The organism is Mesorhizobium sp. (assembly GCF_024509055.1).
GTDB lineage: Bacteria > Pseudomonadota > Alphaproteobacteria > Rhizobiales > Rhizobiaceae > Mesorhizobium.
Map to the genome: position 1 here is coordinate 1 of NZ_JANINM010000350.1, position 23,911 is coordinate 23,911.

At 62.2% G+C, this 23,911-nt stretch carries 24 protein-coding genes and 1 pseudogene; 12 read left to right on the top strand and 13 right to left on the bottom strand.

The genetic code is table 11. From position 1 onward, the window contains the following. The first annotated feature begins 287 nt into the window (after positions 1–287). Positions 288–998, top strand: coding sequence for a helix-turn-helix domain-containing protein (locus Q0L57_RS14800; protein WP_296743787.1), 711 nt, complete (start codon positions 288–290; stop codon positions 996–998). 385 nt (positions 999–1,383) lie between these two features. On the opposite strand, the gene Q0L57_RS14805 is transcribed toward Q0L57_RS14800, so the two are convergent. Then, on the bottom strand, positions 1,384–2,034 hold the full coding sequence (locus Q0L57_RS14805) for an SDR family NAD(P)-dependent oxidoreductase (protein WP_260401587.1): 651 nt from the start codon (positions 2,032–2,034) through the stop codon (positions 1,384–1,386). A 59-nt stretch (positions 2,035–2,093) separates the two neighbouring features. Between Q0L57_RS14805 and Q0L57_RS14810 the strand changes: the two are divergent. Beyond that, a pseudogene (locus tag Q0L57_RS14810) lies at positions 2,094–2,977 on the top strand (IS3 family transposase); the annotation flags it as partial. A gap of 60 nt (positions 2,978–3,037) precedes the next feature. Here the strand turns inward: Q0L57_RS14810 and Q0L57_RS14815 are convergent. From Q0L57_RS14815 to Q0L57_RS14830, 4 genes are all read right to left on the bottom strand, one after another. Further along, positions 3,038–6,007 carry a Tn3 family transposase gene (locus Q0L57_RS14815; RefSeq protein WP_014072601.1) on the bottom strand — a complete coding sequence of 990 codons (2,970 nt, stop codon included), beginning with the start codon at positions 6,005–6,007 and terminating at the stop codon, positions 3,038–3,040. 91 nt (positions 6,008–6,098) lie between these two features. Then, positions 6,099–7,475, bottom strand: coding sequence for a mercury(II) reductase (gene merA, locus Q0L57_RS14820; protein WP_021222959.1), 1,377 nt, complete (start codon positions 7,473–7,475; stop codon positions 6,099–6,101). 79 nt (positions 7,476–7,554) lie between these two features. Further along, a complete protein-coding gene (locus Q0L57_RS14825; protein WP_004213249.1) occupies positions 7,555–7,884 on the bottom strand; it encodes a heavy metal-associated domain-containing protein in 330 nt (109 codons plus the stop codon). A gap of 12 nt (positions 7,885–7,896) precedes the next feature. After that, positions 7,897–8,292 carry a mercuric transporter MerT family protein gene (locus Q0L57_RS14830; RefSeq protein WP_014072602.1) on the bottom strand — a complete coding sequence of 132 codons (396 nt, stop codon included), beginning with the start codon at positions 8,290–8,292 and terminating at the stop codon, positions 7,897–7,899. 76 nt (positions 8,293–8,368) lie between these two features. Between Q0L57_RS14830 and Q0L57_RS14835 the strand changes: the two genes are divergently transcribed. The 3 genes from Q0L57_RS14835 to Q0L57_RS14845 all read left to right on the top strand — a co-directional run bounded on the left by Q0L57_RS14835 (position 8,369) and on the right by Q0L57_RS14845 (position 10,004). Beyond that, positions 8,369–8,791, top strand: a complete 423-nt coding sequence (locus Q0L57_RS14835; RefSeq protein WP_014072603.1) for a helix-turn-helix domain-containing protein — start codon at positions 8,369–8,371, stop codon at positions 8,789–8,791. A gap of 170 nt (positions 8,792–8,961) precedes the next feature. Further along, on the top strand, positions 8,962–9,522 hold the full coding sequence (locus Q0L57_RS14840) for a recombinase family protein (RefSeq protein ID WP_004213255.1): 561 nt from the start codon (positions 8,962–8,964) through the stop codon (positions 9,520–9,522). A gap of 95 nt (positions 9,523–9,617) precedes the next feature. After that, a complete protein-coding gene (locus Q0L57_RS14845; RefSeq protein ID WP_256210879.1) occupies positions 9,618–10,004 on the top strand; it encodes an N-acetyltransferase in 387 nt (128 codons plus the stop codon). 76 nt (positions 10,005–10,080) lie between these two features. Here Q0L57_RS14845 and Q0L57_RS14850 read toward each other — a convergent pair whose 3' ends face one another. After that, the gene (locus Q0L57_RS14850) at positions 10,081–10,317 is read right to left on the bottom strand and encodes a conjugal transfer protein TraD (RefSeq protein WP_296743795.1); all 237 of its coding nucleotides are present in this window, start codon (positions 10,315–10,317) and stop codon (positions 10,081–10,083) included. Between the two features lie 13 nt (positions 10,318–10,330). Beyond that, a complete protein-coding gene (locus Q0L57_RS14855) occupies positions 10,331–10,684 on the bottom strand; it encodes a conjugal transfer protein TraD (protein WP_296743797.1) in 354 nt (117 codons plus the stop codon). Positions 10,685–10,859: 175 nt separating this feature from the next. Here Q0L57_RS14855 and traA point away from each other — a divergent pair, with 175 nt between their 5' ends. Genes traA through Q0L57_RS14870 form a run of 3 tightly spaced genes read left to right on the top strand, consistent with a single transcriptional unit; the run spans position 10,860 to position 15,356 of the window. Beyond that, a complete protein-coding gene (gene traA / locus Q0L57_RS14860) occupies positions 10,860–13,871 on the top strand; it encodes a Ti-type conjugative transfer relaxase TraA (RefSeq protein WP_296743798.1) in 3,012 nt (1,003 codons plus the stop codon). Positions 13,872–13,879: 8 nt separating this feature from the next. Beyond that, positions 13,880–14,611 (top strand): DUF6118 family protein, encoded by a 732-nt coding sequence (locus Q0L57_RS14865; RefSeq protein WP_296743800.1) that lies wholly within the window; start codon positions 13,880–13,882, stop codon positions 14,609–14,611. A gap of 40 nt (positions 14,612–14,651) precedes the next feature. After that, entirely contained in the window at positions 14,652–15,356 is a 705-nt protein-coding gene (locus Q0L57_RS14870; protein WP_296743802.1) for a hypothetical protein, read from the top strand. On the opposite strand, the gene Q0L57_RS14875 is transcribed toward Q0L57_RS14870, so the two are convergent. After that, a complete protein-coding gene (locus Q0L57_RS14875; protein WP_172700998.1) occupies positions 15,309–15,656 on the bottom strand; it encodes a hypothetical protein in 348 nt (115 codons plus the stop codon). The two genes, Q0L57_RS14870 and Q0L57_RS14875, sit on opposite strands and share 48 nt — an antisense overlap. 382 nt (positions 15,657–16,038) lie before the next feature. After that, complete coding sequence (locus Q0L57_RS14880) at positions 16,039–16,395, bottom strand: hypothetical protein (RefSeq protein ID WP_296743804.1); 357 nt, start codon at positions 16,393–16,395, stop codon at positions 16,039–16,041. Positions 16,396–16,409: 14 nt separating this feature from the next. On the opposite strand from Q0L57_RS14880, the gene Q0L57_RS14885 reads away from it, so the two are divergent. Both Q0L57_RS14885 and Q0L57_RS14890 read left to right on the top strand, forming a co-directional pair. Continuing rightward, complete coding sequence (locus tag Q0L57_RS14885; protein ID WP_296743806.1) at positions 16,410–18,050, top strand: NRAMP family divalent metal transporter; 1,641 nt, start codon at positions 16,410–16,412, stop codon at positions 18,048–18,050. A 66-nt stretch (positions 18,051–18,116) separates the two neighbouring features. Then, positions 18,117–19,364 (top strand): CBS domain-containing protein, encoded by a 1,248-nt coding sequence (locus Q0L57_RS14890; protein ID WP_296743808.1) that lies wholly within the window; start codon positions 18,117–18,119, stop codon positions 19,362–19,364. Positions 19,365–19,408: 44 nt separating this feature from the next. Here Q0L57_RS14890 and Q0L57_RS14895 read toward each other — a convergent pair whose 3' ends face one another. Both Q0L57_RS14895 and Q0L57_RS14900 read right to left on the bottom strand, forming a co-directional pair. Next, positions 19,409–20,308: a lipid kinase gene (locus Q0L57_RS14895; protein WP_296743810.1), complete on the bottom strand. Its 900-nt coding sequence runs from the start codon at positions 20,306–20,308 to the stop codon at positions 19,409–19,411. 24 nt (positions 20,309–20,332) lie between these two features. Further along, the gene (locus Q0L57_RS14900; RefSeq protein WP_296743812.1) at positions 20,333–20,716 is read right to left on the bottom strand and encodes a hypothetical protein; all 384 of its coding nucleotides are present in this window, start codon (positions 20,714–20,716) and stop codon (positions 20,333–20,335) included. 725 nt (positions 20,717–21,441) lie between these two features. Between Q0L57_RS14900 and Q0L57_RS14905 the strand changes: the two genes are divergently transcribed. After that, complete coding sequence (locus tag Q0L57_RS14905) at positions 21,442–21,756, top strand: hypothetical protein (RefSeq protein ID WP_296743814.1); 315 nt, start codon at positions 21,442–21,444, stop codon at positions 21,754–21,756. A 68-nt stretch (positions 21,757–21,824) separates the two neighbouring features. Next, positions 21,825–22,217: a zf-TFIIB domain-containing protein gene (locus Q0L57_RS14910; RefSeq protein WP_296743815.1), complete on the top strand. Its 393-nt coding sequence runs from the start codon at positions 21,825–21,827 to the stop codon at positions 22,215–22,217. Between the two features lie 40 nt (positions 22,218–22,257). Here Q0L57_RS14910 and fliE read toward each other — a convergent pair whose 3' ends face one another. After that, positions 22,258–22,611: a flagellar hook-basal body complex protein FliE gene (gene fliE, locus Q0L57_RS14915; RefSeq protein ID WP_296743817.1), complete on the bottom strand. Its 354-nt coding sequence runs from the start codon at positions 22,609–22,611 to the stop codon at positions 22,258–22,260. 124 nt (positions 22,612–22,735) lie between these two features. Continuing rightward, positions 22,736–23,896, bottom strand: a complete 1,161-nt coding sequence (locus Q0L57_RS14920) for a sodium:proton exchanger (protein ID WP_296743819.1) — start codon at positions 23,894–23,896, stop codon at positions 22,736–22,738. Between the last annotated feature and the right edge of the window lie 15 nt (positions 23,897–23,911).

The window sequence follows — 23,911 nt, forward strand, 5'->3', positions numbered from 1 at the left end:
CCAGCGTCCCGATAATCTGACAGGCTTTGTTGTCGGCGAACGAGTTCGCCGATTCGTCGTGACGATCCTAGCGGGTGGCACCGCTAGGGCCAAAACGACGAAAGCCCGGCTTGGCGGCCGGGCTCTCGGAAAGTCTGATGGGCGGGAAGCCCGTGTTCTCTAGCAGGAACAGCCTCCCGCAGATCGGACGTGAAGTCAACTCGAAAACGCTGTTTTCGAGAACGGGAGAGCTTTGTCCATGAAGGATCACCGCCAGCAGCCGGGCCGACCGATCAACGGGAGGTTCCATGCAGACAGTGTTCGAGGCCCTAACAGGGCCAAAAGGGCGACGGCCGGGCCGTCAGACCGGCCAGCGGGTCCATCGCTACAGCCGCACCGAGGAGGGTGGGGAAGGGCGGTTCTGGCAGCCGTTCAACCCCAAGAACGTCTCCCGCTTCATGCAAGCGGCCGAGAAATATGACCGGCTGAAACGGCTTGCCCATCGGCGCGACCGCAACAACCGCGAGAACGGCGCGATCGGCCATGTCGGGCTTGAGGTGTTGCGCGAGCTGCTACGCCTGATCGACTACAAGACCGGGCGGCTTGATCCGGCGATTGCGACCTTGGCGCTTCGCATCGGCCGCTCAATTGCGGCCGTGGTGGACGCGCTCAAGCGGCTCAAGGCGCATGGCTTCCTCGACTGGTTGCGCCGCTATGTGCCGACCGGCAACGCGGGGATGCGCGGCCCCCAGGTCAAGCAGACCTCGAATGCCTACCGTTTGATGCTCCCGCCACAGGTGGAGCGCGGCATGACCGCACCACCGCCCGAGGATGACAGCGATCGACGGCGAGCAGCGGCCGAGGAGGGCAGGGCGATGATCGCCAAGCTTCCGCTCGATGAGCAGCCTGCCCAGCTCATTGACGATCCGGGCCTTGCCGCGATCCTTGCTCGGCTCGGGCGCGGGATCATGGACCAGGAACGTGATTCAGAGAGGCGGAATGAATCCCGGCAGAGTTAGAAATAATACAAACGGAATTGGCCTAACGGCCAATACGTAGTTCGCTGCGTGCCGCCTTCGGCGTCACCAGTGCGGCCTACCGGCCGCAGGCTTGGCGGGAAGAAGGTAGGCGAGGTGACAAAGGAATCGCTCCCCTACGCCGCCCAGGAGCGCCGTCAGGGCAGGAAAGGGGGTTTCAACGTGCCCGGGGTGCAGATCGCGGCGAGCGTCGCCAGAGGGGATTAAATCATGCCTGATTGGCGCGGCTGCGCAGCGTTAGCCCGCGTACCCTAGGTGGGGTGACTACACGAAAGTGACGTATCTGCACGCTAAGGGCGAACAAATCCGGTACGATGCCAGCAGATGCTATTCGCAGGCTTTCCTGCCCCTTTTATGTGGTGCCGCCCTACGGGCGCCGATATGGGAGGGCGGCAATCCGATTGACCAACGATCGAGGTAGAACCCTGCTCGCCAAATATGTGAGCTGGTTGCCCATCCCCGGTATGGCGAAGGATTGCCGATAAACCAGAACGTGGACTGCATGGGCCGCGCACCGGTCAACGTCCATCAAACCCAACCTCCCCCACTTCAAATCGCTGAGGGCAGCCATGTCTGTGTCGATTCCACCGGGTGCAAAAGACCCAACACTCACTCCCGTCCCGGCAAGCTCCACGGAAAGCGCTCGCATGAGGGTGCTCACATAGGCTTTCGACGCGCCGTAGACCGCTTGGAAGGGCACGGATGTTTCGCCCGCCAGGCTCGACACGGCGATTACTGAGGATTCAAACGGCTGCTCCCTGAAAATCGCAATCAGGCGAGCCAGCAAATCCGTGAAACCGAGTATGTTTGTTTCAATTACCTCGGCATAAGTGTCGGCACGGCCTGCATCAAATGAACCAACGCTCGTCATTCCGGCAACCAACAAAGCGGCTGTTACTTGCAATTCTGCAACCTTAGCCGCGATTTTCTCCCTGCCCTCGATTTCACGTTGATCAGCCACTATAATCTCGCACGGCACATTGAACCGCTCGTCAATTTCGGTCTGTAGCTCCCGCAAGTTGTCGTGGACTTGCCCCGGAAAAGTGGAGAGTTCCCTTGAGGTGAAAGGCGAACTCGATGACGAAGCAGCGACGTTTCACGAAGGAATTCGAGGAGGAAGCGGTCCGACTGGTGGCGACCAGTGGACGCACGCAACGGGAGATAGCGGAGGATCTGGGTGTCGGGCTATCGACGCTGGTGCGCTGGATCGGCCGCAGCCGGGATCGTTTGGTGGAGGCACCCGGTCAAGCGCCGCAGGCAGATATGGCTGCCGAGTTGAAGCGGCTTCGGCGGGAGAACGAGATCCTCCGGCAGGAGCGTGACATACTGAAGCGGGCGACCGCTTTTTTCGCCCGGGAGGGAAGTCGATGAAGTTCACGCTCATCGATCGGGCGAGAAAGGATTTCCCGGTCCACCGCCTCTGCCAGGTACTCGGCGTCAGCCAGAGCGGCTATTTCGCCTGGAAGGATCGCCCGGCCAGTCGGCGCCAGCGCGACGACATGGTGATGCTGGCGCATGTCCGCTCGGGGTTCGCGCTGTCGAACGGCACGTACGGCAGTCCACGCATGACGCGCGAGTTGCAGGATGATGGCTTTGCCATCGGGCGGCGTCGCACGGCGCGGCTGATGCGCGAGAACGGCCTGCGCGCCCGGCAGAAGCGCCGGTTCAAACGGACGACCGACAGCGAACACGCCTGGCCGATCGCGCCGAACATCATCGACCAGGATTTCACCGTGACCGCGCCCAACCAGAAGTGGGGCGTCGACATCTCGTATGTCTGGACCAGAGAGGGGTGGCTCTATCTGGCCGTGGTCATCGACCTGTTCTCCCGTCGCGTCGTCGGCTGGGCTGTCGGCGACCGGCTGCACCGCGATCTCGCGCTGGCGGCGCTGCGCAAGGCCCTCGTCCTGCGGCGTCCGCCCCAAGGGCTCATTCATCATTCGGACCGCGGCAGCCAATATGGCGTCACCTCAAGGTTTGTTCGCCAGACAACGATTTCTCGGACATAAGCGGAACATGGGCTACGCTACACGCTTCAACCGCGCCATTGGCTCGTTGAGTGGGTGGAATTCACCTGCTGGAAGTCGCCTGGCCTGCTCCCAGAGGTAATCGCCGGTCAGACTGATGTGCGCCCAGCCCATCGGAGAAAGGTGCGCAAGCAGTGCCGCATCGAACGTCGTGCCGACAGCGTTGAGGTGCTGGGCGGCCCGGTCGAGATAGACCGTGTTCCAGTAGGAAATCGCCGCAATCAGCAGGTTCAGCCCAGATGCGCGAAATTCCTGATTTTCCAGCGAGCGATCGGTGAACCGACCCTGCCGGTTGGTATAGATGGCGGCGGCAAGCGTGTGCCTCGCCTCGCCTTTGTTGAGACCGGCCTGACAGGCACGTCGCAGTTCCGGTTGTTCAAGCCAATCGAGCGTGAACAAAGTGCGCTCGATACGGCCCAGTTCAGCCAATGCAAAATCCAGCCTGTTCTGGCGTTTGTAGGCGGCAAGTTTTCGCAAGATTACTGACGGCGCCACCGTGCCATCCTTGATTGAGGCGACAATCCTGACGATGTCATCCCAATCGGCCTCGATCGCTGCCGTTTTGATGGTGCGGCCCATCAGATTTTCGATGCCCTTGTATGTCGATGGCGCAGCGATCGAACCCAGCTTGCGGTCGCCAATATCGCGCAGCCGGGGCGCGAAGCGGAACCCGAGTAGGTGGCAGAGTGCGAAAACATGATCGGTGGCGCCGCCGGTATCGGTATAGTGCTCATGCAACGGAAGGTTGCCGGCGCCCAGGACAAGCCCGTCGAGCACGTAAGGCGCTTCACCTGCCGTCGCGGACATGATCCGTGATCCGAATGATGCGAAGTGATCGGAAAGGTGAGAATAGATTTTCACGCCAGGTTCGGCGCCATATTTGGCATTGACGTCCGCCGCCCCTGAACGGCTCCGCCCCGACCGGAAGAACTGGCCATCGGACGACGAACTGGTGCCAGCGCCCCAATGCCGCGCGAAGGGTAATTCGTGATGGGCTGAGATGATCATGGCCAGCGCGGCCTGATAGTTCTCGGGTGAAAGATACCAGTTGTGGGTCCATGCGAGTTGGGCATAGCTGACGCCTTCGCTGGCATTGGCCATCCGCTCCAGCCCGAGGTTGGTGCCATCAGCCAGAATTGCGGCGAGTACCGTGCTGGGGTTGTCGTGCTCCTTGCCTGAGCGCAGGTCACGGAATGCGTTCAAAAAACCAGTGCGTTCGGCGACTTCAAGCAGCAGCTCGGTGATGCGCACGCGGGGAAGCAGGGTATCGAGCTTGCGATCGAGGGCTTCAGCTTCCGGTGGGGTGACAGGCGGCATTTGCTGAAGCTTGAGCCGGTCTCGTTCGAGCGACACTCCCTCAAGCTTGTTTGTTTTCAACTGCTTGGCAAATCGGCGCAGCCGCCAGTCAAGATTTCGTGCCCGGTCAGCGAGGTAGGATGCAGCATTTGAATCGAACGGAAGCACATCCGCCACTTTGGCGGCGTCGCGCCGACCCAGCAAATAGGCATCGAAGCGCTGATAGTTGCGGGTTCCCTCGATCCATACATCACCGGCGCGCAAACGATCACGCAAGGTTGCCATGATCGCAATTTCATAACGTCGGCGGTCGATACGGCCGCTTTCGGTGATGAGACGCTTCCACTGCCGATTGGGGAATGGCAGTGGAACGCCATCGGGAAGGTCGCGCGACTTTCGTGTGTTCGCATCGCGAATGACATCGATGGCTTTGATCAGTGCCGTCCCTGTTCCAGACGCCTTGAAGGTGAAGGCGTCCAGAAATGCCGGGCTGAAACGCCGTAGCGTGGCGTAACGCTCGGTTGCCGTTACCAGTGCGTCCTCGCCGGCAAGATCAGCAAGGGCATCTACTTGGGCCTTTGCCGCAACAAGCCGGTGCCAGCCCACCGCTTCGTCAATCAATTCGAGCGGATCGCCGCCATTCTGGACAGCCTCATCAAGTGCTGTAATCGTGGCGCCAAACAGCCGCATGAGTTGCCCCACCGACTGAATACTATCTTGGTAGCGACGCTCGCGCCCACGCCGCGCGCGCGTGAACATGCCGCCGATAAGTCGGTCAAACATTTGGATCGCGGCATCGGCAAGTCTGGCCTCAAGGTCGATCACTGCGGCCGTCAACGTCGCCCGCCTGCGATTGACGCTGTAATCCGAAAGCAGGAATGCCGGTGCCACGCCGCCCTCGCGGACAAATTGGGCAAAGCGGAATTCCGGAATGGCGCCCCCAACTACCGGGTGGATACCTATGCCGCGAACATAGCGCAGGCGCTCAAGCAAGCCATTGATATTGGCCGCAGTCGGGGCTTCTTCGAAATTACGCAACCACGCCAGCGGTGTCATGCCGAAATCCGGGTTGTTGATTACGAGTTCGTCTAGCCGTGTCAGTTCAGCAGAGCTGAGGCCTTCGACGATTGCGGCTGCGGCAGCTTTGCGTGCGCGTGCCCGGCCAGCAAGACCGGCGCGTTCCAGTGTGTCGCCTGACGGAAGAATGAACCGCTCACCCTTCAGGCCAACCATGAGGGCGCGAACAATCGGTTCACCTCTGTCTGTATACTCGGCGGCTTGCGCGGCAAGATTCAGGGCAAGTGCCAGGTCGCCGCGTCGAAACGGGCGTATGCCAAGATAACGCGCCACGAGATCGGCATGATCGGTACGGGTTTGCGCGCGCTGACCATATGCAGAGAAGGAGGAAGGATCGACGAATAACTGTGCCGCGAGGTACTGAAGAATGACGTCGGGAAGCCCGATCTCGGGTTGCAGACCAAAGCCGGGATGTCGCATCAAAGCGATTTGTGCAGCCAGACCGAGGCGATTTGCTGGACCATAGCGGCGCCCAACCAATTCAACATCTTCCGCAGAAAGGGTATAATGCCCAATGATCGCGGTTTCTTGGACAGGAGGATCGAACAGGCGCCGGCGCTCGTCTCCGGTCAGAAGTCGGCGTCGTGCCATTTTGCTCTCCCGCTGAGGCGAATAACAAAATTGACACCAAAGCGGCTTGCACTGGAGGGAGGCCATTCGTTGCCGGTTGATCCCCGAGCAATCACCCGGCGCAGCAAGACAGTTTGGCGACATCCTTATCAAACGTTTGGGCCGCCAGTTTGAGGCCTTCCACAGTGGTCAGGTAAGGAAATATCGTTGCACCCAATTCCAGGGTGGTCATGCCGTGTTTGATCGCCAGCACCAGTGTCTGGATCGAATCCGCGCCTTCGGGTGCCATGATCTGGCCGCCCAGCAAACGGTCGTTCGCCTTGTCGGCAATCAGTTTGATGAGACCCCGCGTATCGCGTGCTGCCAGTGCCCTTGGCACAGCATCGAGCGGGAGCAGCGAAACCTTGATGTCCAGGCCTTGCGCCCGTGCTGTCGTTTCAGTGAGGCCGGCGCTGGCGACTTGCGGGTCGGTGAAGACGACGGATGGCATGGAGGAATTGTCGTAGCGGTATTGGTTGCCCGTCACCGCGTTGCGCGCGGCCAGTTTTGCGCCATAGGCGGCCATGTAGACGAACTGGTCCCGTCCCGTTACATCGCCCGCCGCGTAAATGCCTGGAACCGACGTTTCGAGGTGGTCATCGACGACGATTCCACCATTACGGGCAAGCACTATGCCGCGCTCCTCCAGCCCAAGCCCGTCGCTATTGGGTCGGCGTCCGGTGGCGATGAGCACCTGTTCCGCCGCGACGGTGTCACAATGCCCCTCGCAGGTCAATTCGACCCCGCTCTGTGTTTGGGCGATACGCTGATAGCCGACACCTGCGCAAACCCGCACGCCCTCGGCTTCCAAATAGTTTTTCAGCGCGGCACTCACTTCCGGGTCCATTTCGGGGAGCAGGCGGCTTCGGCAGCAGATGGTGACATCAACGCCCAGACGCGAAAACATCTGTCCCAGTTCTACCCCGATCACCCCGCCACCGATCACCAGCAGCGATTTGGGCAAGCGATCCAGCGCCAGCGCCGATGTGCTGGTTAGGTAGGGCACGCTGTCCATCCCCGGAATCGGCGGCACGGCGGCGTGCGCACCCATCGCCAATATGACCTTGCCGACCTTCATGGGCGCATCGCCGACAATCAGCGCACCATCGGCAAAGCGTGCCTTGCCCTCGATATAGCTCACACCGTCATAGGCGGGCAGCAGATCGACATATTTTTTTTGGCGCAGCGTCGTGACAAGATCGTCCTTCGACGCCGCCAATACGGACCAGTCATCCATCTGGACAGCGCCCCCAAGGCCGGGAAAGCGCGCGGCGGCAAGCCCACCATGCACCGCTTCGGCGGCGCGGATCAGCGTCTTGGAAGGAACGCAGCCAACATTGACACAGGTGCCGCCAATCGTGCCGTGACCGACGAGCGCCACTTTCGCGCCCAGATCGGCAGCGGCGATCGCGGCGGAGAACCCGGCAGAACCCGCGCCGATGACGGCCACGTCAAATCCTTCCTGCCCGGGGCGGTTGCAACAGTCGTTCATTGCTTATCGCTTTCTTGAGGCGCTGGCGGCGCCCCGCTCAGTTTTGAATAGCGCGCGCCGGATAACCCGCGTTGGTTGATGCAGCGGCAATCGCAGCAGCATTGGTGCGGCGCGGGTTATAGGTTGCGCGCGCGGTCTTGGCTGCGAAATCGACCGTGACCGCCGTTACCCCGGCGACGCCTTCCATCGCCTTCTTCACGGTGATCGGGCAGGTGGCGCAGGTCATGTTCTCTATGGCAAAGGTGGTTTGCTTCTGAGCGGTTGCGGTAGCCGCGGGGCGATCTTGCGCCGTGCCACTAACTGCATAGGCGACCCCGCCGCCAGCCATAGCCAGCACGGCCATAGCGATACATACTGTCTTTTTCATGGGTATTTCCTTTCAATAGAACCAGGGTGCCCACCAGTCGATGGTGAGCGCCAGGATGGCGACGGCAAGGCCCAGCCACAGCACCGCCTTGGTGGTCCAAGCCGATTGTGGACGAGCGCAGTAGGAACCGTCTTCACAGGGCGGTTTCGGCTTGAAATAGACATGCCAGAAGCCGTAGCCGAGCAGCGCGAGCGTTACGCCTGCGACATAGGGCTTGTAAGGTTCGAGCGCCGTCAGGTTGGCGATCCACGCGCCGGAAATTCCGAGCATAACCAACAGTAGCGGGACGACGCAGCAAGCCGAGGCGAGCCCCGCGCCGATCAATGCGCCCGCCGCAACCCAGTTTGCCTGCTTCGGCTCGTGGTTTTCGGTGAGGGCTGGCTGTCCCGCTTCCGGCGTTGAGACCATGGCTTGAATCCCTTGTTCCAACTGAGTGATTCGCAGTGTAGGCTCTGTAGCCACTACAGACTCAAGAGGTATTTTCATGGAGCAACAGGTCGGCATCTTGCGTGCCCAGCTTGCCCGGAAAACAGGCTGCAATCTCGAAACCATCCGCTATTACGAGAAGGTGGGATTGCTGCCGGGGCCGCCTCGCAGTTCCAACGGCTACCGCGTCTATTCGCCGGAACTGGTGCAAAGGTTGCAGTTCATCCTGCGCGCGCGCGACCTTGGCTATGCAATGGATGAGATACGGTCATTGTTGTCGCTCACCGATACCGGTGCACAAACCTGCGCGGAGGTTATGGCGAGAACCGAACTCCACCTTGAAGATGTCCGCCGCCGCATTGCAGATTTGCAGAAGATAGAGGTGACGCTGGCGACCACGTTAGCCAGATGCACTGGAGATGACGTTGCCGAATGTCCCATCCTGGAAGCACTCCAGTTTTTACCCCATCAAGGCAATTGACGCCATCTTTGAGGGATTTGATTTTGTGATGTCAGCTTGGAGTATAGCCTAACTGGACGTCAGGGCGGTACTGCGGTTTCTGTCAGATTAGGGTGATAAACGGAATTTGTTGACGAATTTCGTTACGTATCATAGATTTCAACCTGACATTTTGATGGAGAGAGTGCGCAGTGAAGGGGCAACGGATCGGCTATGTCCGGGTCAGCACGTTCGATCAGAATGTGGATCGCCAATTGGAAGGTCAGTCGCTCGATCGGACCTTCACCGACAAGGCATCGGGCAAGGACGTCAACCGCCCCCAGCTTGAGGCTCTGCTCACTTTCGCCCGCGAAGGCGATACCGTCGTCGTCCACAGCATGGATCGGTTGGCCCGCAATCTGGATGACCTGCGCAAGCTGGTCCAGGGCCTCACCAAGCGAGGTATCCGGATCGAGTTTGAGAAGGAAAGCCTGTCCTTCTCGGGGGAGGACTCCCCGATGGCCAATCTGATGCTCTCGGTCATGGGTGCGTTTGCTGAGTTCGAGCGCGCTCTGATCCGCGAACGGCAACGCGAAGGCATTGCGATCGCTCGGCAGCGCGGCGCCTATCGGGGGCGGAAACGGTCGCTCTCGGATGAGATGATTGCCGATCTGCACCGCCGCGTTGCCGCCGGTGAACGCAAGGCGACCATAGCGCGCGACATGGGCATCAGCCGCGAAACCCTCTACCAGTACCTTCGCGCCGCTGCCTGACACCAATGTTCACATTATGTCCGGAAAATCGTTGTTCAGCGTACAAAGCTTGAGGTGACGCCACGCTGGACGATGCTCGCGAGCTTTTCTCCGATGTGCCGCCCGAAAAGAGCGCCCACAATCAAGCTGTCCTGGGATGGAAGGGGCCTGGCGGCCTATATGCAATCGCGGCCATCCTCCGCGATTATCCGCGTGATGGCACATGGTATCTCGGCTTCATGATCGTAGATGCCGCACAGCGTGGTCGTGGCGTCGGACGCTCAATTTACTCGACGGTCGAAAGCTGGGCCGCTGCGAGAGGTGCCACAGAGATTCGGTTGGCCGTGCTGGAAGCGAATGAAGCGGCAGAGCGATTTTGGCGTTCTCTCGGCTTCATTGAGTATCGGCGCGTTGGGCCAGACACCTTCAAAATGCGTAGCCATCGCCGGATAGAACTGAGCCGTCGCCTTTCTGGCGCGACCGTAGAAGGCAGCAACAAGTAAGATCTCGCGCCGGCTATCTGGGCGAGCTTGGCGTAGGATTCCGCCCCCTCCCGCAAACGCCCCCGTGGTTGGCACGTCACACATCATCAGCTTTCTCCGTTTGGGTTTCCGTTTCCGCATCGAACGCCCGCTTGCCGCGCCGCTTCCACAGCGCCAGCACATCGCCGGCACTATCGGCACGCGCACGTCCCGCCAGCTCGAGCAATGCGCCGTAGAGGGTAGCGCGATCGTCGTCCGTCAGCTCGACCAGGCCGGCTTTCTGGACCAGCCCGCCCAGCTCGATCAGGTGGCGCGTTCGTTCGCGGCGTTGCACGACCCAGCCCCTGCTATCCGTTCGCCGCCCCGCCGCTTCCGCCCGCAGCGTCGCCGCCCGGTTCAGCTTGAGCGCCCGATCCGTCGAGTTGAGCAGCGCCGCCACCCCCCTCGAGTTCGCTCGGGACAGGCTTGCGCCCGCGCCGCCGAAAGAAGGCGGCGCCCTTCGCACGCCATGCCTCCTTCGCGCTGGTATCCTTCGACACGATCGCATCGAGCAGCACCCCGGCCAGCGTCTCGGCATCAAGCGCATCGGCACCCGTCATGGCGACGAGCTGCCCGAGCTGTTCGACCCGCTTTGCCTTGAGCGCCCGCGCCTTGTCGCTGAGCGCCTTTAGTTCGGCGTCGTAATCGCGCACCTTCCGCATCGTCTTTATCCTTTCCGCGCATCGACCGGCAGCACCTTAGCGCCCCCAGCTTAAGGGTAAAGCGCGAACAGTAGGTCAGCAGCACCAAGTCAATCACAAGGAGCGCAGCGGATTGTGAGTGCGCGCTTATACGTCGTTGCCGACGTGCGCTAAACAGGGCAGTATCGCGGGCGTCATGGCGATCTACCATTTCTCCGCCAAGGTCGTAAGCCGCGCGAACGGATCGAGCGCCGTCGCCAGCGCCGCCTATCGTTCCGCGTCCGAGCTGCACGATGATCGGCTCGGGCGCGACCATGATTTCAGCAACAAGGCGGGCGTGATCCACTCCGAGGTGATGTTACCGAAGGGCGCGCCGGAGCGTTTAAACGACCGCACGACCTTGTGGAACGAGGTGGAGGCGGGGGAGAAGCGCAAGGACGCGCAGTTGGCGCGCGAGGTGGAGTTCTCGATTCCGCGCGAGATGAACGAGAAGCAGGGTGTCGCGCTCGCCAGGGATTTCGTGCGGTCGCAGTTTGTCGATCGCGGGATGGTCGCGGACCTCAACGTGCATTGGGACAAGGCGAAGGACGGCAGCCCGAAGCCGCACGCGCATGTCATGCTGGCGATGCGCGACGTGGACAGGCAAGGGTTCGGGAAGAAGAACCGCGACTGGAACTCGACCGAGCTGTTGAAGGACTGGCGCGAGGCATGGGGGTGCCACGTCAACGAGCGCATGGCCGAGCTGGGGCTTGAGGGCCGGATCGACCATCGCAGCTACGAGGCGCAGGGCATCGAGCTGGAGCCGCAGCACAAGATCGGCCCGGCGGCATCGCGGCGACCGGTGCAGGGGCTTGAGGCGGAGCGGATCGAGGATCACGCGCGCATCGCCCGCGACAATGGCGAGAAGATCATCGCCAACCCGTCGATCGCGCTGGACGCCATCACGCGCAGCCAAGCGACGTTCACCACCCGCGACCTTGCCGTGTTCGCGTTCCGTCACAGCGACGGCAAGGAGCAGTTTGACCAGGTGATGGGGGCGGTGCGCGCCAGCCCCGAGCTGGTCGCATTGGGGAAGGACGGCCGCGACCAGGAGCGGTTCACGTCGCGCGACATGATCGCGGTGGAGGCCCGGCTTGAGCGCGCCGGTGACGAGCTGGCGAGTCGGGGCGGGCATGGTCTCCCGGCGCGGACGATCGAGGGGGCGATCACGCGCGCCGGGAGTGAAGGGCTCGTGCTCGGGGAAGAACAACGGGCCGCGCTGGAGCATATAGCGGGGCCAAGCGGCATCGCCAACGTGATCGGTTATGCCGGGACCGGAAAATCGGCCATGCTGGGGGTAGCGCGCGATGGATGGGAGCGGGCGGGCTACAATGTGCGCGGCGCAGCGCTGTCGGGCATCGCGGCGGAGAACCTTGAGGGCGGGTCAGGCATCCAGTCCCGCACGATCGCCAGCCTTGAACACGCATGGGGGCAGGGGCGCGAGCAGCTAGGCCCCAGGGACGTGCTGGTCGTGGACGAGGCGGGGATGATCGGCTCGCGCCAGATGGAGCGGGTGCTGTCCCATGCCCGTGACGCCGGCGCGAAGGTGGTGCTGGTCGGCGACCCCGAGCAGTTGCAGGCGATCGAGGCGGGCGCGGCGTTCCGCAGCGTCACCGAGCGACACGGCGCGGCCGAAATCACAGAGATACGCCGGCAGCGCGAGGACTGGCAGCGCGACGCGACGCGCGCGCTGGCGACCGGGCGCACCGGCGAGGCGATCCACGCCTATGGCGGCAAGGGCATGGTCCACGCGGCCGACACGCGCGAGCAGGCGCGGGGCGAGCTGGTCGACGGTTGGGATCGTGCGCGCCAGGCCGAGCCGGGCAAATCCCGCGTCATCCTCACCCACACCAACGCCGAGGTGCAGAGCCTCAATGGCGAGGCGCGCGACCGGTTGCGCGCGAGCGGCGACCTTGGCGATGACGTGGCGTTCAGCGCCGACCGGGGGACGCGCGCGTTCGCGCGCGGCGACCGCTTGATGTTCCTGCGGAACGAGCGGTCGCTGGGAGTGAAGAACGGGACGCTCGGCACGATCGAGCAGGTGTCGGGCGAGGGGATGAAGGTTCGGCTCGACAGCGGCGCGCGCGTCGCGTTCGAGGCGAAGGATTATGCTGCGGTCGATCACGGCTACGCCGCCACGTTCCACAAGGCGCAGGGCGTGACGGTCGATCGCGCCCATGTCCTCGCCACCCCCGGCATGGACCGGCACAGCGCCTATGTCGGCATGTCGCGGCACCGCGAGGCCATGCAGCTCCATTACGGCCGCGACGACTTCGCCGATCAGCGCCAGCTTGTCCGCGCCCTGTCGCGCGACCGGGGCAAGGACATGGCCGGCGACTATGCCCGGCCCGAGCAGGACCAGGCCCGCGCGTTCGCCGAGCGCCGGGAGATATGGGGCGAGATCCGGTTCCCGGAGCTCGCGCGCCAGGTGGTCGCCAAGGTCCGCGACAAGGCGCGAGGTATATTCGACGGGTTCCGGCCATCGCCCGAGCGATCGGCGCCGGCGGCCGAGCGCGAGCAGGAGCGCGTGCCCCGGCGCGGCATGTTCGACGGGTTGAAGCTTTCGACCGAGTGGGTGCCCGCGCCAGCGAAGGCAGTCGATCGCGGGCAGGATCGTCCCCAGGGCCGCGATTATGCCCGGGCCGTCGAGCGGGTGGCCCGCTCGGCGATCGCCATCGCCCAGGCGCGGGAGCAGGGCGTGCCGGTGCTGGAGCATCAGAAGGTCGCGCTGGAGGGCGCGATCGGCGCTCTCGATCGGCTCCGGCCGAGAGCGTCGGACGACATGCACGAAGCGATCAAGCGCGATCCGGCTCTGCTCCGCGACGCGGCGGCGGGGCGCAGCGGACCGATGATGGACGCGATGGCCCACGAGGCGCGGGTGCGCGCCGATCCCACCTTGCGCGCCGATCGGTTCGTGGAACGCTGGCAGGGCCTCCGCGACCGGCGTGGCGCAGCCGAGCACGCCGGCGATCAGGCTACTGCGGCGGCGGCCGGCGGCGCGATGCGGAGCATGGCGAAGGAGCTTGAGCGCGATCCCCAGGTCGAATCCGTGCTGCGCGGCCGGAGCCGCGAGCTGGGCCTAGAGCTGGAGATCGCGCGGGGCCGGTCGATGTCGGCCGAGCTGACGCAGCAGATCACGCCGGTCCGGGATCGCGGGCTTAGCCGCTAGGAGAGGGTATGGAGGACCGCGACTATCACGATGTCCAGGCCGGCGACGATCCGGCGGCGGCGTTCGACCGGCTGCGCGGCGAGGTAGCGTTGCTGCGCAGCGCGATCGAGGGGCTGACGGTCGCGCGCGAGTCGATCGACATTCCCGATTATCAGCCGACGCTCGCCCGCACCGAGAAGATGTTGGTGGCGCTGGTCCATCAGGTGGACGGCATCGCCAAGAGCCCGGCGGTGACGCTCACCCCCGAGATCATGGGGCAGCGCATCCACGTCGCGGTCGCCGACAGCGTGAACACGCTCAAGAGCCACGCCCAGGCGTCGAAGACGGCGATGGACGGCGCGGTCAACGAGCTGCGTCTGGTCGTCCGATCGGCCCACCGTGCCGACGAGCAGGACCGCCGGGTGTGGCTGTTCAGCGGGGGTGCCCTGGTGCTGGGGCTGCTGCTCTACGCGGTGATGGCGGGGCCGATCGCGCGGCTCGCGCCAGCGAGCTGGCAATGGCCCGAGCGGGTGGCGACGCGCGTGCTCGCCGAGCCAAGCTCTTGGGATGCCGGCCAGCGGCTGATGCAGGTCACCAGCCCCGAGGCTTGGGGCGGGGTCACCGCTGCCGCCAACCTCGTGCGCGACAACCGCGACGCGATCGAGGCGTGCCGCAAGGTCGCAGCCCGGAAGCGCGAGGCTGTTTCATGCACAATCAAAGTTGGCACCAGCGATTACAAGCCGCAGGCTTCAGAGCGCTAGCCAGGACTTACATCCCCGCCCCGCCAATTGGATTATATAAATGCACCCTTCTCAACTCTCACTTCAGACCCACGCCTTTGATTTCTGGCTCGCGCGCGGGGCTGTAGCATTGATTGCAGGTTTGCAACTCTTGTTCGTCAACAACAACCTCATTTTTGGGCCAAAGTGGCTAGCCCCGGCCTTTGAGCTTGCTATGCTTGTTCCCTTGTCGATCGCAACCGTTTGGACGCAAGGGCGGGTTCGTCATGCAAAGGGCGACGGCCATTGGCACATCATATGTCGCCACCGGAAGCTAATCCGTCATTTCGCCTTGTTGCTGACCGCAATAGTAATGGTACTCAATTCTTACGCATTGGTCTCTGTTACAAGAGAGCTTCTTGGTGGCGCGAAAGGCGGCCAATCTCTCTTGATCGACGCCATGAACATTTGGTTTACAAACATTATTGTTTTTGCGCTTTGGTTTTGGAACATTGATCGCGGCGGTCCGGCCAGGCTTGGATTGCACGATGATAAGAGGCCTGACTTTCTCTTTCCACAGATGACCGGGACAGGAGACCAGGACCCGGCTTGGTCACCGGGATTTATCGACTATTTCTATGTTTCCTTTACGAACGCGACAGCGTTCTCTCCTACGGACACCATGCCTCTGAGCGCTCAGAGTAAGCTGCTGATGGCTGCGGAGGCGACTATATCGCTGTTAACCGTGGGGCTTGTCGCAGCCAGGGCGGTTAATATCCTGACTTAGCTGCCTGACAGCTTGCGCTTCCCAGCCTTGTTGGAGTGTGACATCCACACTCTTTTTCAGTCGGTTCATCTGGCGACGCGAGCGGATAAGGGCAAAGAGCGTGAAGCTCATGGTGAATCCAGCCAGCAGGGTGCTTCCAACCCACGCAATCAGACTGAACCCCAGCAAAGCAATAGTCATAACTGCTACGCCGGCGGTGACCACCGTTATGGGCAGCCAATTCCGACCAATAAATCGGCTCGCGCGCCTGGGCGGCGGATCGGGAAATCGATGATCATGGAGCATAATCGTCTCGATCATGGTAGGAACTGGTGAGCAGGCCGTAGAGCATATCATGGCGGGGCTGCCACGTCAGCACGTCGCGGCCAGACCAGCGGGTCCGCCGGAAGCGGTGATCCTAACGCCACTTGCCCCGGCGCTCGCGCCAGACGTTGAATCCGATGCGAGACAGGCGACCGGAAAGCCGAAACAGCCAGAAGATGAGGCGTCGGGGTGCTACGCCCGTCCGCATAACTATGCGCGCCGTAGAAAGCGCAAACTTGCCCGTCCAAATCCAGAGGCCCGCAGGCAGCAGCAGTTCCCACCAGTGCGCACGTCGCCTTATTACCACAACCTGTACTCCGCGCCTGAACCCGGCCACAAATCTAGGGGGGAATTGTGTTTGAACCTAACCTTTGGTGGATCAATGATGCGAAACCACCATGAGCCCAGCCATCAACAGGGCGCATATGGCAAGCGCGAACATCAATCTGCGACTGCTTTCAATCTCGCGTCGCTTTCGTTTGGAAAGAGATGTCGAGCGGGGGTGTAAGAAAATTGCTTCGTCGATATCTACCCATCGCAATGCGCTTACCTGTCTGCATCCCCAAAAGACATTTGATCGACGTTTTTCCTTTAGGCGCGCTACGCCAGCCGTCACCGCCGATCGGCCTTCATCGATCTTTGGCAGAAGAAAGCTGGCGTTGTCGGTGTTGCTGGCGGTATCTGGCGAGCGCGCTACGCCTGCCCGGTGTTCGCCATCGACATCGTTCCTTTCCATCCGGACCATCGCCTATGCCTGAAATCGTGAACGAAGGCCAATCCGGAGCAGCGCTTGATACCGCGCATATCGGGGACATCGAGGGGGCGTTCGGCACGATCCGTCTGGGCGATGAGGCCCCGCGGGCGGGCTTGAGGGCGCGGATCATGACGCTGCTTGCGGTCGTTGGTCCAGGCCTCATCGTGATGACCGGCGACAACGACGCCGGCGCTTTTGGCACATATGCGCAGGCAGGGCAGAATTACGGCACCAGCCTCCTCTGGGTGCTGCTGCTGCTGGTGCCGGTGCTCTATATCAACCAGGAAATGGTGCTGCGGCTTGGAGTCGTCGCCGGCGTCGGCCACGCGCGCCTGATCCTCGAACGATTCGGAAAGTTCTGGGGAGCGTTCAGCGTCATCGACCTGTTCATCCTCAATGCGCTCACCATCGTGACCGAGTTCATCGGCATCAGCCTGGGACTCGACTATCTCGGCCTTCCGAAGATCGCCGGGGTGCTGATCGCCGCCGCGATCGTGGTGGCCGCTGCCAGCACCGGCTCGTTTCGTCGCTTCGAGCGGGTGTGTCTGACTCTGGTGATCGGCTCGCTCTTGCTGGTCCCGATTTTGTTCATGGTCCATCCGACCCTCGGTCAGGTTAGCCGCGGCCTGCTCATTCCCAGCATTCCCGCAGGATCGGACCTGTCGAAGGTGGTTCTGCTGATCATTGGCATTGTCGGGACGACCGTTGCGCCATGGCAATTGTTCTTCCAGCAATCCTATCTGATCGACAAACGCATAACGCCGCGCTTCATGAACTACGAGCGGATCGATCTGTGGATCGGCATCGTCATCGTGATTGTCGGCGCAACCGCGATCATCTCGTTCACAGCGGCGACCTTCGCAGGTCATAGCGAGTTCGGCGCTTTCACCGATGCCGCCGGCGTGGCAAGCGGCTTGGAAAAATATGTCGGCAAGGTCGCGGGCATCCTGTTCGCTGTGGCGCTCATCGATGCATCGATCATCGGCGCGGCGGCCGTCGGCTTGTCGACCTCGTACGCCTTGGGCGATGTGCTCGGTCTGAAGCATTCGCTTCACCGCAAGATTTCCGACGCGAAAGGCTTCTACGCGGCATTCGTCGGCATCCTGGTCGGTTCCGCGATCATCGTCTTGATACCCGGAAGCCCCTTGGGCCTGCTCACGACCGGCGTACAGGTGTTGGCGGGGGTGCTGCTGCCGAGCGCCACGGTGTTCCTCCTTCTACTCTGCAACGACGAGGAGGTGCTCGGCCCATGGGTCAACAGCCGCGGCATGAACATCTTCACGGCCGCGATCATCGCGGTCCTGGTGATCCTGTCGCTCGTGCTGACCGCAGGCGTTCTCTATCCCAACCTCGACGCCAAGGTGATTCTCTATATCCTGGCAGGAGGTGCGATATTGGCGCTGTTGGCCGGAGCGGTCATCCTGGGCTACCAGCACTTCTACCCGCACGCGACCACGGCCAAGACGATCGACAAGTCGCTGCGCCTTTCATGGCGAATGCCCCCGCTCGCCTTGCTCGCCGCCCCGAAGCTGCCGCTGGGCAGCCGGATCGGCCTGACCGTCCTGCGAAGCTATCTGCTCGTTGCGATGATCATGGTCATTTTCCGCATCTACCAACTCGCTGTTGGACACAAATGATGATCCGGTTACCATTAGCCAAGCGCGCCGTTTCGACGGCAGCGCCGCAACGAGGAACCTTAATAGGTGAGTGACAGTCCGGGACATCCAGCAGCCGATGAAGCTCTTTCTTTGTCGTCCTTGCTCAAGCACGCCGTAATCGATGGCGCGGGGCGAACGCTAGGCAAGCTCTCGGATGTGGTCACGCGGCTTCGCGACAATGATTACCCGCTTCTGTCGGGACTCGTGATCGGCATCGGCAATGCCGGACACTTCGTGCCGATAAGCGATGTGAGCAGCATCGACCCCAAGGCGATCCGTCTTCGTACCGCAAGAGTGGATTTGCGGCCCTTCGAGCGTCGCGATGGCGAGTTGCTGCTGAAGGAGAATGTTCTCGGCAATCGTCTCATTGATGTTGCTCGTAGCGCCCTCGTCAAAGCGTATGATGTCAGGCTGGCATCGTCGGGAGAGGGTTGGCTTGTGACCGGCCTGGACGTCCACAAGACCGGTTGGTTTCACCTGGGGCGCCATGAGGAACATCCAGCTCGGGACTGGCACTCGTTCCTGCTGCTGATGGGCGACCAGCGTGGGTCGAAAGCGCGTTCGGCCTCCAGCCGCGTGACCCGGCTCAAACCTGCGCAGATCGCCGACATTATCGAGAGCGCGTCGTCACGGGAAGAGGAGGTCCTGCTGGCGTATGTACATGAGGATCCCGAACTGGAAGCCGATGTTTTCGAGGAGCTGGATGACAATAAGCAGGCCAAGCTGCTGCACGCGCGGAGCGATGAAGATGTAGCCGGCCTACTGTCTCGAATGCGCGCCGATGATGCCGCTGATGCCATCATGGAGCTTGCGCAAGAACGGCGACAGGGCGTGCTTGATCGTTTAGTAGAAGGTCAGAAAACTAAGATTCTTACGCTACTCGGCTATCACGAAGCTACAGCCGGGGGACTCATGGGACCAGACTTCCTTGCCCTTTCGGAAGACAAAACGGTTGGGGACGCTATTCAGGCCGTTCGATCAGCGACGACACATCAACCCGAAGCACTGACAATGATCCATACCGTTCGTGGTGATGGAACTCTAACAGGAACCCTCACTCTCGTCCGGGCTTTGCAGGCTAAATCCGAAACACTGCTGCGCGAAGCAGCCGACCCCCATCTGGTGGTCGCTTCGCCGGGAGACGACATCATCACGGTGACGACCCGCATGGCGGACTTCAACCTGCTCAGCCTGCCGGTCGTCGATGCCAGTAACAAGATGCTGGGCATCGTCACGGTCGATGATGCGCTCGAAGCAGCGATCCCACGGGATTGGATACGGCGTCGGTCCTGATCGCATCACAGAGCCGATCTTACCATCATCGACTGTCATGCGCCCTATGGAGCGAAAACATCCACGGCTTGAGCCCGGACGCGGAAATGAGCCGGCGTTTGAGTAACGAGCTCGCCGTCTGCATTCACGGCGCGCGGGCGACGGGTATGGATGACGAACTCGGGTTGTTTGGCGGTTCGGACCTCGTTCCATGCACCGTGCTGCCCGCGACGAAAAGCGCGCAGTTTCAGGAGCAGACCCCAGACGCGTCGGCTTTCGAGGCTGTAAAGGTCGAGCAGCCCATCATCGATCGTTGCATCTTCGTGAATGATCGAACCCCCTCCATAGTGGCGACCGTTTCCGACAGCGACCTGCATCGTTTTCACGCGAACATCGCCGGCACTCCCGATGATATGAGCGTGAAAACGTCGGCCGGCGACCAGCACCTTGGCCGCAGCGAGCGCGTAGCCCAGCTTGCCCCAGCGTCGCTTGAGTTCCGGGCTGAGGCACGCCGCAAGATCAGCGCTCAGGCCGATGCTCGCCACGTTGAAGAACAAATGCCCGTTCACCTCTCCCACGTCTATCCGGCGCGTCTTGCCGGCGACGATCAGACGCGCCGCGGCTTCGAGGTCGTCCGGAATCCCCAAGGTTCGAGCTAGATCGTTCGCCGTTCCGAGTGGCAGGATGCCGAGCGGCAGCCCCGCCTTGATAATTCCCGCCGCCGCGTTGCTGAGGGTGCCGTCACCTCCCGCCAGGACGATGCGATCTACGTCCGATGCGTGCCACGCGATCTGCGCCGACACCAGATGCGGATCGCGGCATTCCACCAGCCTAACCTCGATGCCCGCGGCCTTCAGCGTCTTCGCGGCGGCGAGCGCACGCTCGCCGCGCCGGGCGGACGGATTGTGCAGAAGCAGCGCGCGATGCGGGCGGGGTCGCGATCTTCCGTCGCCAGGCGGACTCACGCGTTTCTTCCGACACAGCGATGATCAATGACCGCCGCGATGACCGGAACCATGGATTTGCGCGTCATGACCGTAATCCCGGTGGGCGTCGGATGAGTCCAGGCTGACCGGAGAGTCGTGGTGCGGGCCGTCCACCCGGTAGTCCGGTCGATCATACGGTGCTGTAGAGGATGGGTTAGGATAGCTTGGAGGAGCATAGGAAGGCGCTCGGTAGGGAGGCGGCGGGACATAGGTGTAGCCGCCGTAGGTTTCGCCAGAATAGGCATGCCCGCCGTCCCAACTGACCCCGCCATGCATGCCGCTCCAGCTGACGCCGGCACCGTGGTGTTCGTCACGCGCAAGCGCAGGGGATGCTGCCAGCATGGCGGCCATCGCGCCTGCCAGCGCCAGCATATTCCTCCTGTCCATAACGTCCTCCGATCCGGCCCGCGTCGAGTGCAACGCAGTGAACGTCATATGGGGATCAGTGCCAAAGCGGCCAAGTATTTCTCATGACAACGAAAAGAGTCTCATGGAGGGGCTATGACTGCGATCATCGTCGCCTTGGCATGCCCCCGTCATCGATGTAGCATTTCGGGCACAGAGGGTCGGGCCGAACCCGGCGACGGGAGAGCGTGATGTCTTTTCGGGCCTTAAAGCTGGCGGGATTGAGCGCCGTTCCGGTCGCATTGTTGGGCGGGTGCGCGACCACTGCCTACCCGCCACGATATGCATATTACCGCGTGCCCTGCAACACGCCTGGCGCGGTGGTGGCCGAACCCATTGATTCCCAGGCCGCCGCCCCCAGCGCGGCGAACGTTCCGCCGACGTGCGTGGTGGCCATCTCCGACGCGTCCTATGGCCGTGGGTATAGTTCCTATTACCCGGGCGGCTATTACGGTCGGCCCTATTACGGATCGATTGGCATTGGGATCGGCCTGGGGTCGATCCACCATCATGACTTGGGTGGCGGACACTTTGGCGGGGGCCATTTCGGGGGCGGGCATGGCGGAAGCCATGGGGGACACCATTGATGCTCTCGCATCGGCCAGATGAACAGCCGCTGCCGACCGCATTCCCGTTGCATTCATCGCGGGGAGCCTAGTACTCTTTCAAGGCCTGACGATCCGTCATCCCTGTCGAGGAGAAAACCTATGAAGCGGTTTCTGATCGTTGCCGCCGCCGCGCTTGCTACGGCTGTTCCCGGCGTGGCGATGGCCCAGGACGGGCACGGCTATGGCAGTTATTCCCAAGGCCAGACGTATCGCGGCAATTCGGGTTATGGCGGTTATCAGTATCGGGGCGGCGACGGCTACAACGACCCGTATCGCGGTGCCGACTATCGCAACTACGACCAGCGAGACTATCGATACAACGACCGCCGCGCTCGCGAAGAGTGGCGCGAACGCCGGCATGAGCGGCGCGAGCGCTTCGATCGGCGCGGCGGCTACGGCTATTACGGCTACTAAACTTCTCGCCCGCGTTAGAATACTTACTCCCGGCTGGCAACGGCTGAACTTTGCACGAGGACATGATAATGGCAGACTTAGTACCTACGGCCACTCCCGCGCCGCAACGCGCGCAGGGCCTGCTCTGTCCAGTATGCCGGGTGGACCTCGTACTCGCCGACCGGCAGGGAATCGAGATCGACTATTGCCCGCAATGCCGGGGCATCTGGCTCGACCGGGGCGAACTCGACAAGATCATCGAGCGCAACGCTGCCTACGAGGCGTCGGTCCCCCCGACGCAAACCGGACCAGCCTACACCGCGCCAGGGCCGGTCCCTGCGCCGGGCTATGCCCAGCCCGCGCCGTGGGGGTCTAGCGAAGGTCACCATGGCGAAGGCCATCACGGGGGTGGGCACCATGGGGGCGGACACCACGGCGGATATCAGCGTGGCGGGTTTCTTGGCGGGCTGTTTCGGCACTGATCGCCAGAGCTGCCCTGCCTGATAGTTCAACGGGTCAAATTCATAGCGCCATGTTCATGATGTCCTTGTAAGCCGACAATACTTTGTTGCGGACCTGTAGCGTGGCTTCGAAGCTGACGGACGCGCGCTGCTGGATGAGCGCGACCGTGGCGATATCGGTGGTTTCGCCGCGCTCGTAGGACTCCGTAGCGACGTCCTCCTGCTCCTGAAGGCTGTTCACCTTCTGGATTGCTTGGGTCAGCGTGGACGCGAAACTTGTTTTTGGCGTGTCGGCCTGTTCGACGCCTTGAGCCGCGTTGGTGGCAGGCGCAACGTTCGCAGTATCACGTAGCGCTGCGTTTCGCTGGAGAATGGCACTTCGTAGCGCCAGCACGTCAGCCGCTCTCACCTCCATGACCAATCCCTTTATCGATGAAGCTATCCTTCCGCTTCGCCTTAAGAAAGCGTTAAGCATATTGCCGATCAATAATGCTCTACCGTCGTAGCGTGTGCCTTGAAGTAGGGCAGATGCGAGCCAATCACGCAGGCTTATTTGATGTTGGCGCGTTGCCGCCTGCGTGGACTGTCGGGTGACTGGCGAACAGCCCGACCGCGAACAGGTGTCCGAGCGAGCGGGCATTGGCGATCAGCACGGCGGCGGCCAGCGCGAGATATCCCCAGGACAGCCAGGTCAGGCTGGCGATCGTCCGAGCTTCGTCACCTAGGAAGGCGAGCGTCAGCCCCACCTGCAGGGCGAACAACGCTGCCAGCGCCAGGCCGCCCCAAAGTCCAAGCCGCAGCCGCAACAGCAAAGCGATTCCGAACAGCGACTGCGCGGCGGTGAGGAAGAACTCCTCGTGCTGTCGCGCATCGAGCGGCAGCGCGGTCAGTCCGCCCGCGCCCAGGCTCATCGCCAGCGGCAGCATGCCGACCAGCAACGTCCATTGGTTGATCTTGTCGGAGATCATCGTCGCGAGTCCGTTGGCGGCGCGGCCCGACAGGACAAACAACACCGCGATCGTCACCGCCGGCGCCTCGCTGGCCAGCGGCGCGAGCCACTGGATCAACAGGAACTCGTCAATCCCGATCAGGCGGCCCGAGGCGACCATCGATTCCGCGAACGGCTCGGCCGACGCGAGGATGACGATCGCAGCGACGATTGTCAGTCCGCCCATGGCCAGCCACTGGCGCGCCGGCGAAAGCGTGGCGAGGGCGGCCGCCGGCCCCGGCTCGTCGTCCTCATCCTCTTCCGCCTTGGGGAGATAGCTTACTCTCCAGACATAGGCGGCGAAGATGGCGACCAGCATCAAGCTGTCGATCCAGCCGATCGCGTTGCGAAAGAGAATGGTGAACGACCAAGCGGTGCCGATCAGCAGAAACACGATTTCCGCCGCGTTGACAGGAGCGAGATCGATCCGTCGCTCGCGAGTGCGCAGCCAGTGTATGACGACCATGAGCGGCCAGGCCAGTCCGACGAGCAACCGGTTGGCACCGGTCATGTTGGCGGCGGCATAATGGACGTAGTTCGAGCTGGGGTCCTGCCCGGCGGCATAGGCGTAGTAAAAATCGACCGCGTACTCGGGAAGCACCGTGACCAGTGCGATCGCGGCGACGATCAATCCCTGACTTACCCGCTTTTCGGCGGTCTCCGCGCCCCATGACAGCATAAAACCCGCTGCGAGGATCGCGATGCCGAACAATGCGGCATCGAGCAG

Excerpts from the sequence above, each read along its gene's own strand:
- Q0L57_RS14885 (WP_296743806.1), top strand. The coding sequence starts at position 16,410 with ATGCCTGAAATCGTGAACGAAGGCCAATCCGGAGCAGCGCTTGATACC.
- Q0L57_RS14825 (WP_004213249.1), bottom strand. The coding sequence starts at position 7,884 with ATGAAAAAGACAGTATGTATCGCTATGGCCGTGCTGGCTATGGCTGGC.
- Q0L57_RS14900 (WP_296743812.1), bottom strand. The coding sequence starts at position 20,716 with ATGGACAGGAGGAATATGCTGGCGCTGGCAGGCGCGATGGCCGCCATG.
- Q0L57_RS14905 (WP_296743814.1), top strand. The coding sequence starts at position 21,442 with ATGAAGCGGTTTCTGATCGTTGCCGCCGCCGCGCTTGCTACGGCTGTT.
- fliE (WP_296743817.1), bottom strand. The coding sequence starts at position 22,611 with ATGGAGGTGAGAGCGGCTGACGTGCTGGCGCTACGAAGTGCCATTCTC.
- Q0L57_RS14815 (WP_014072601.1), bottom strand. The coding sequence starts at position 6,007 with ATGGCACGACGCCGACTTCTGACCGGAGACGAGCGCCGGCGCCTGTTC.
- Q0L57_RS14830 (WP_014072602.1), bottom strand. The coding sequence starts at position 8,292 with ATGGTCTCAACGCCGGAAGCGGGACAGCCAGCCCTCACCGAAAACCAC.
- traA (WP_296743798.1), top strand. The coding sequence starts at position 10,860 with ATGGCGATCTACCATTTCTCCGCCAAGGTCGTAAGCCGCGCGAACGGA.
- Q0L57_RS14800 (WP_296743787.1), top strand. The coding sequence starts at position 288 with ATGCAGACAGTGTTCGAGGCCCTAACAGGGCCAAAAGGGCGACGGCCG.
- Q0L57_RS14865 (WP_296743800.1), top strand. The coding sequence starts at position 13,880 with ATGGAGGACCGCGACTATCACGATGTCCAGGCCGGCGACGATCCGGCG.
- Q0L57_RS14910 (WP_296743815.1), top strand. The coding sequence starts at position 21,825 with ATGGCAGACTTAGTACCTACGGCCACTCCCGCGCCGCAACGCGCGCAG.
- Q0L57_RS14855 (WP_296743797.1), bottom strand. The coding sequence starts at position 10,684 with ATGCGGAAGGTGCGCGATTACGACGCCGAACTAAAGGCGCTCAGCGAC.
- Q0L57_RS14835 (WP_014072603.1), top strand. The coding sequence starts at position 8,369 with ATGGAGCAACAGGTCGGCATCTTGCGTGCCCAGCTTGCCCGGAAAACA.
- Q0L57_RS14875 (WP_172700998.1), bottom strand. The coding sequence starts at position 15,656 with ATGATCGAGACGATTATGCTCCATGATCATCGATTTCCCGATCCGCCG.
- Q0L57_RS14870 (WP_296743802.1), top strand. The coding sequence starts at position 14,652 with ATGCACCCTTCTCAACTCTCACTTCAGACCCACGCCTTTGATTTCTGG.
- Q0L57_RS14880 (WP_296743804.1), bottom strand. The coding sequence starts at position 16,395 with ATGGAAAGGAACGATGTCGATGGCGAACACCGGGCAGGCGTAGCGCGC.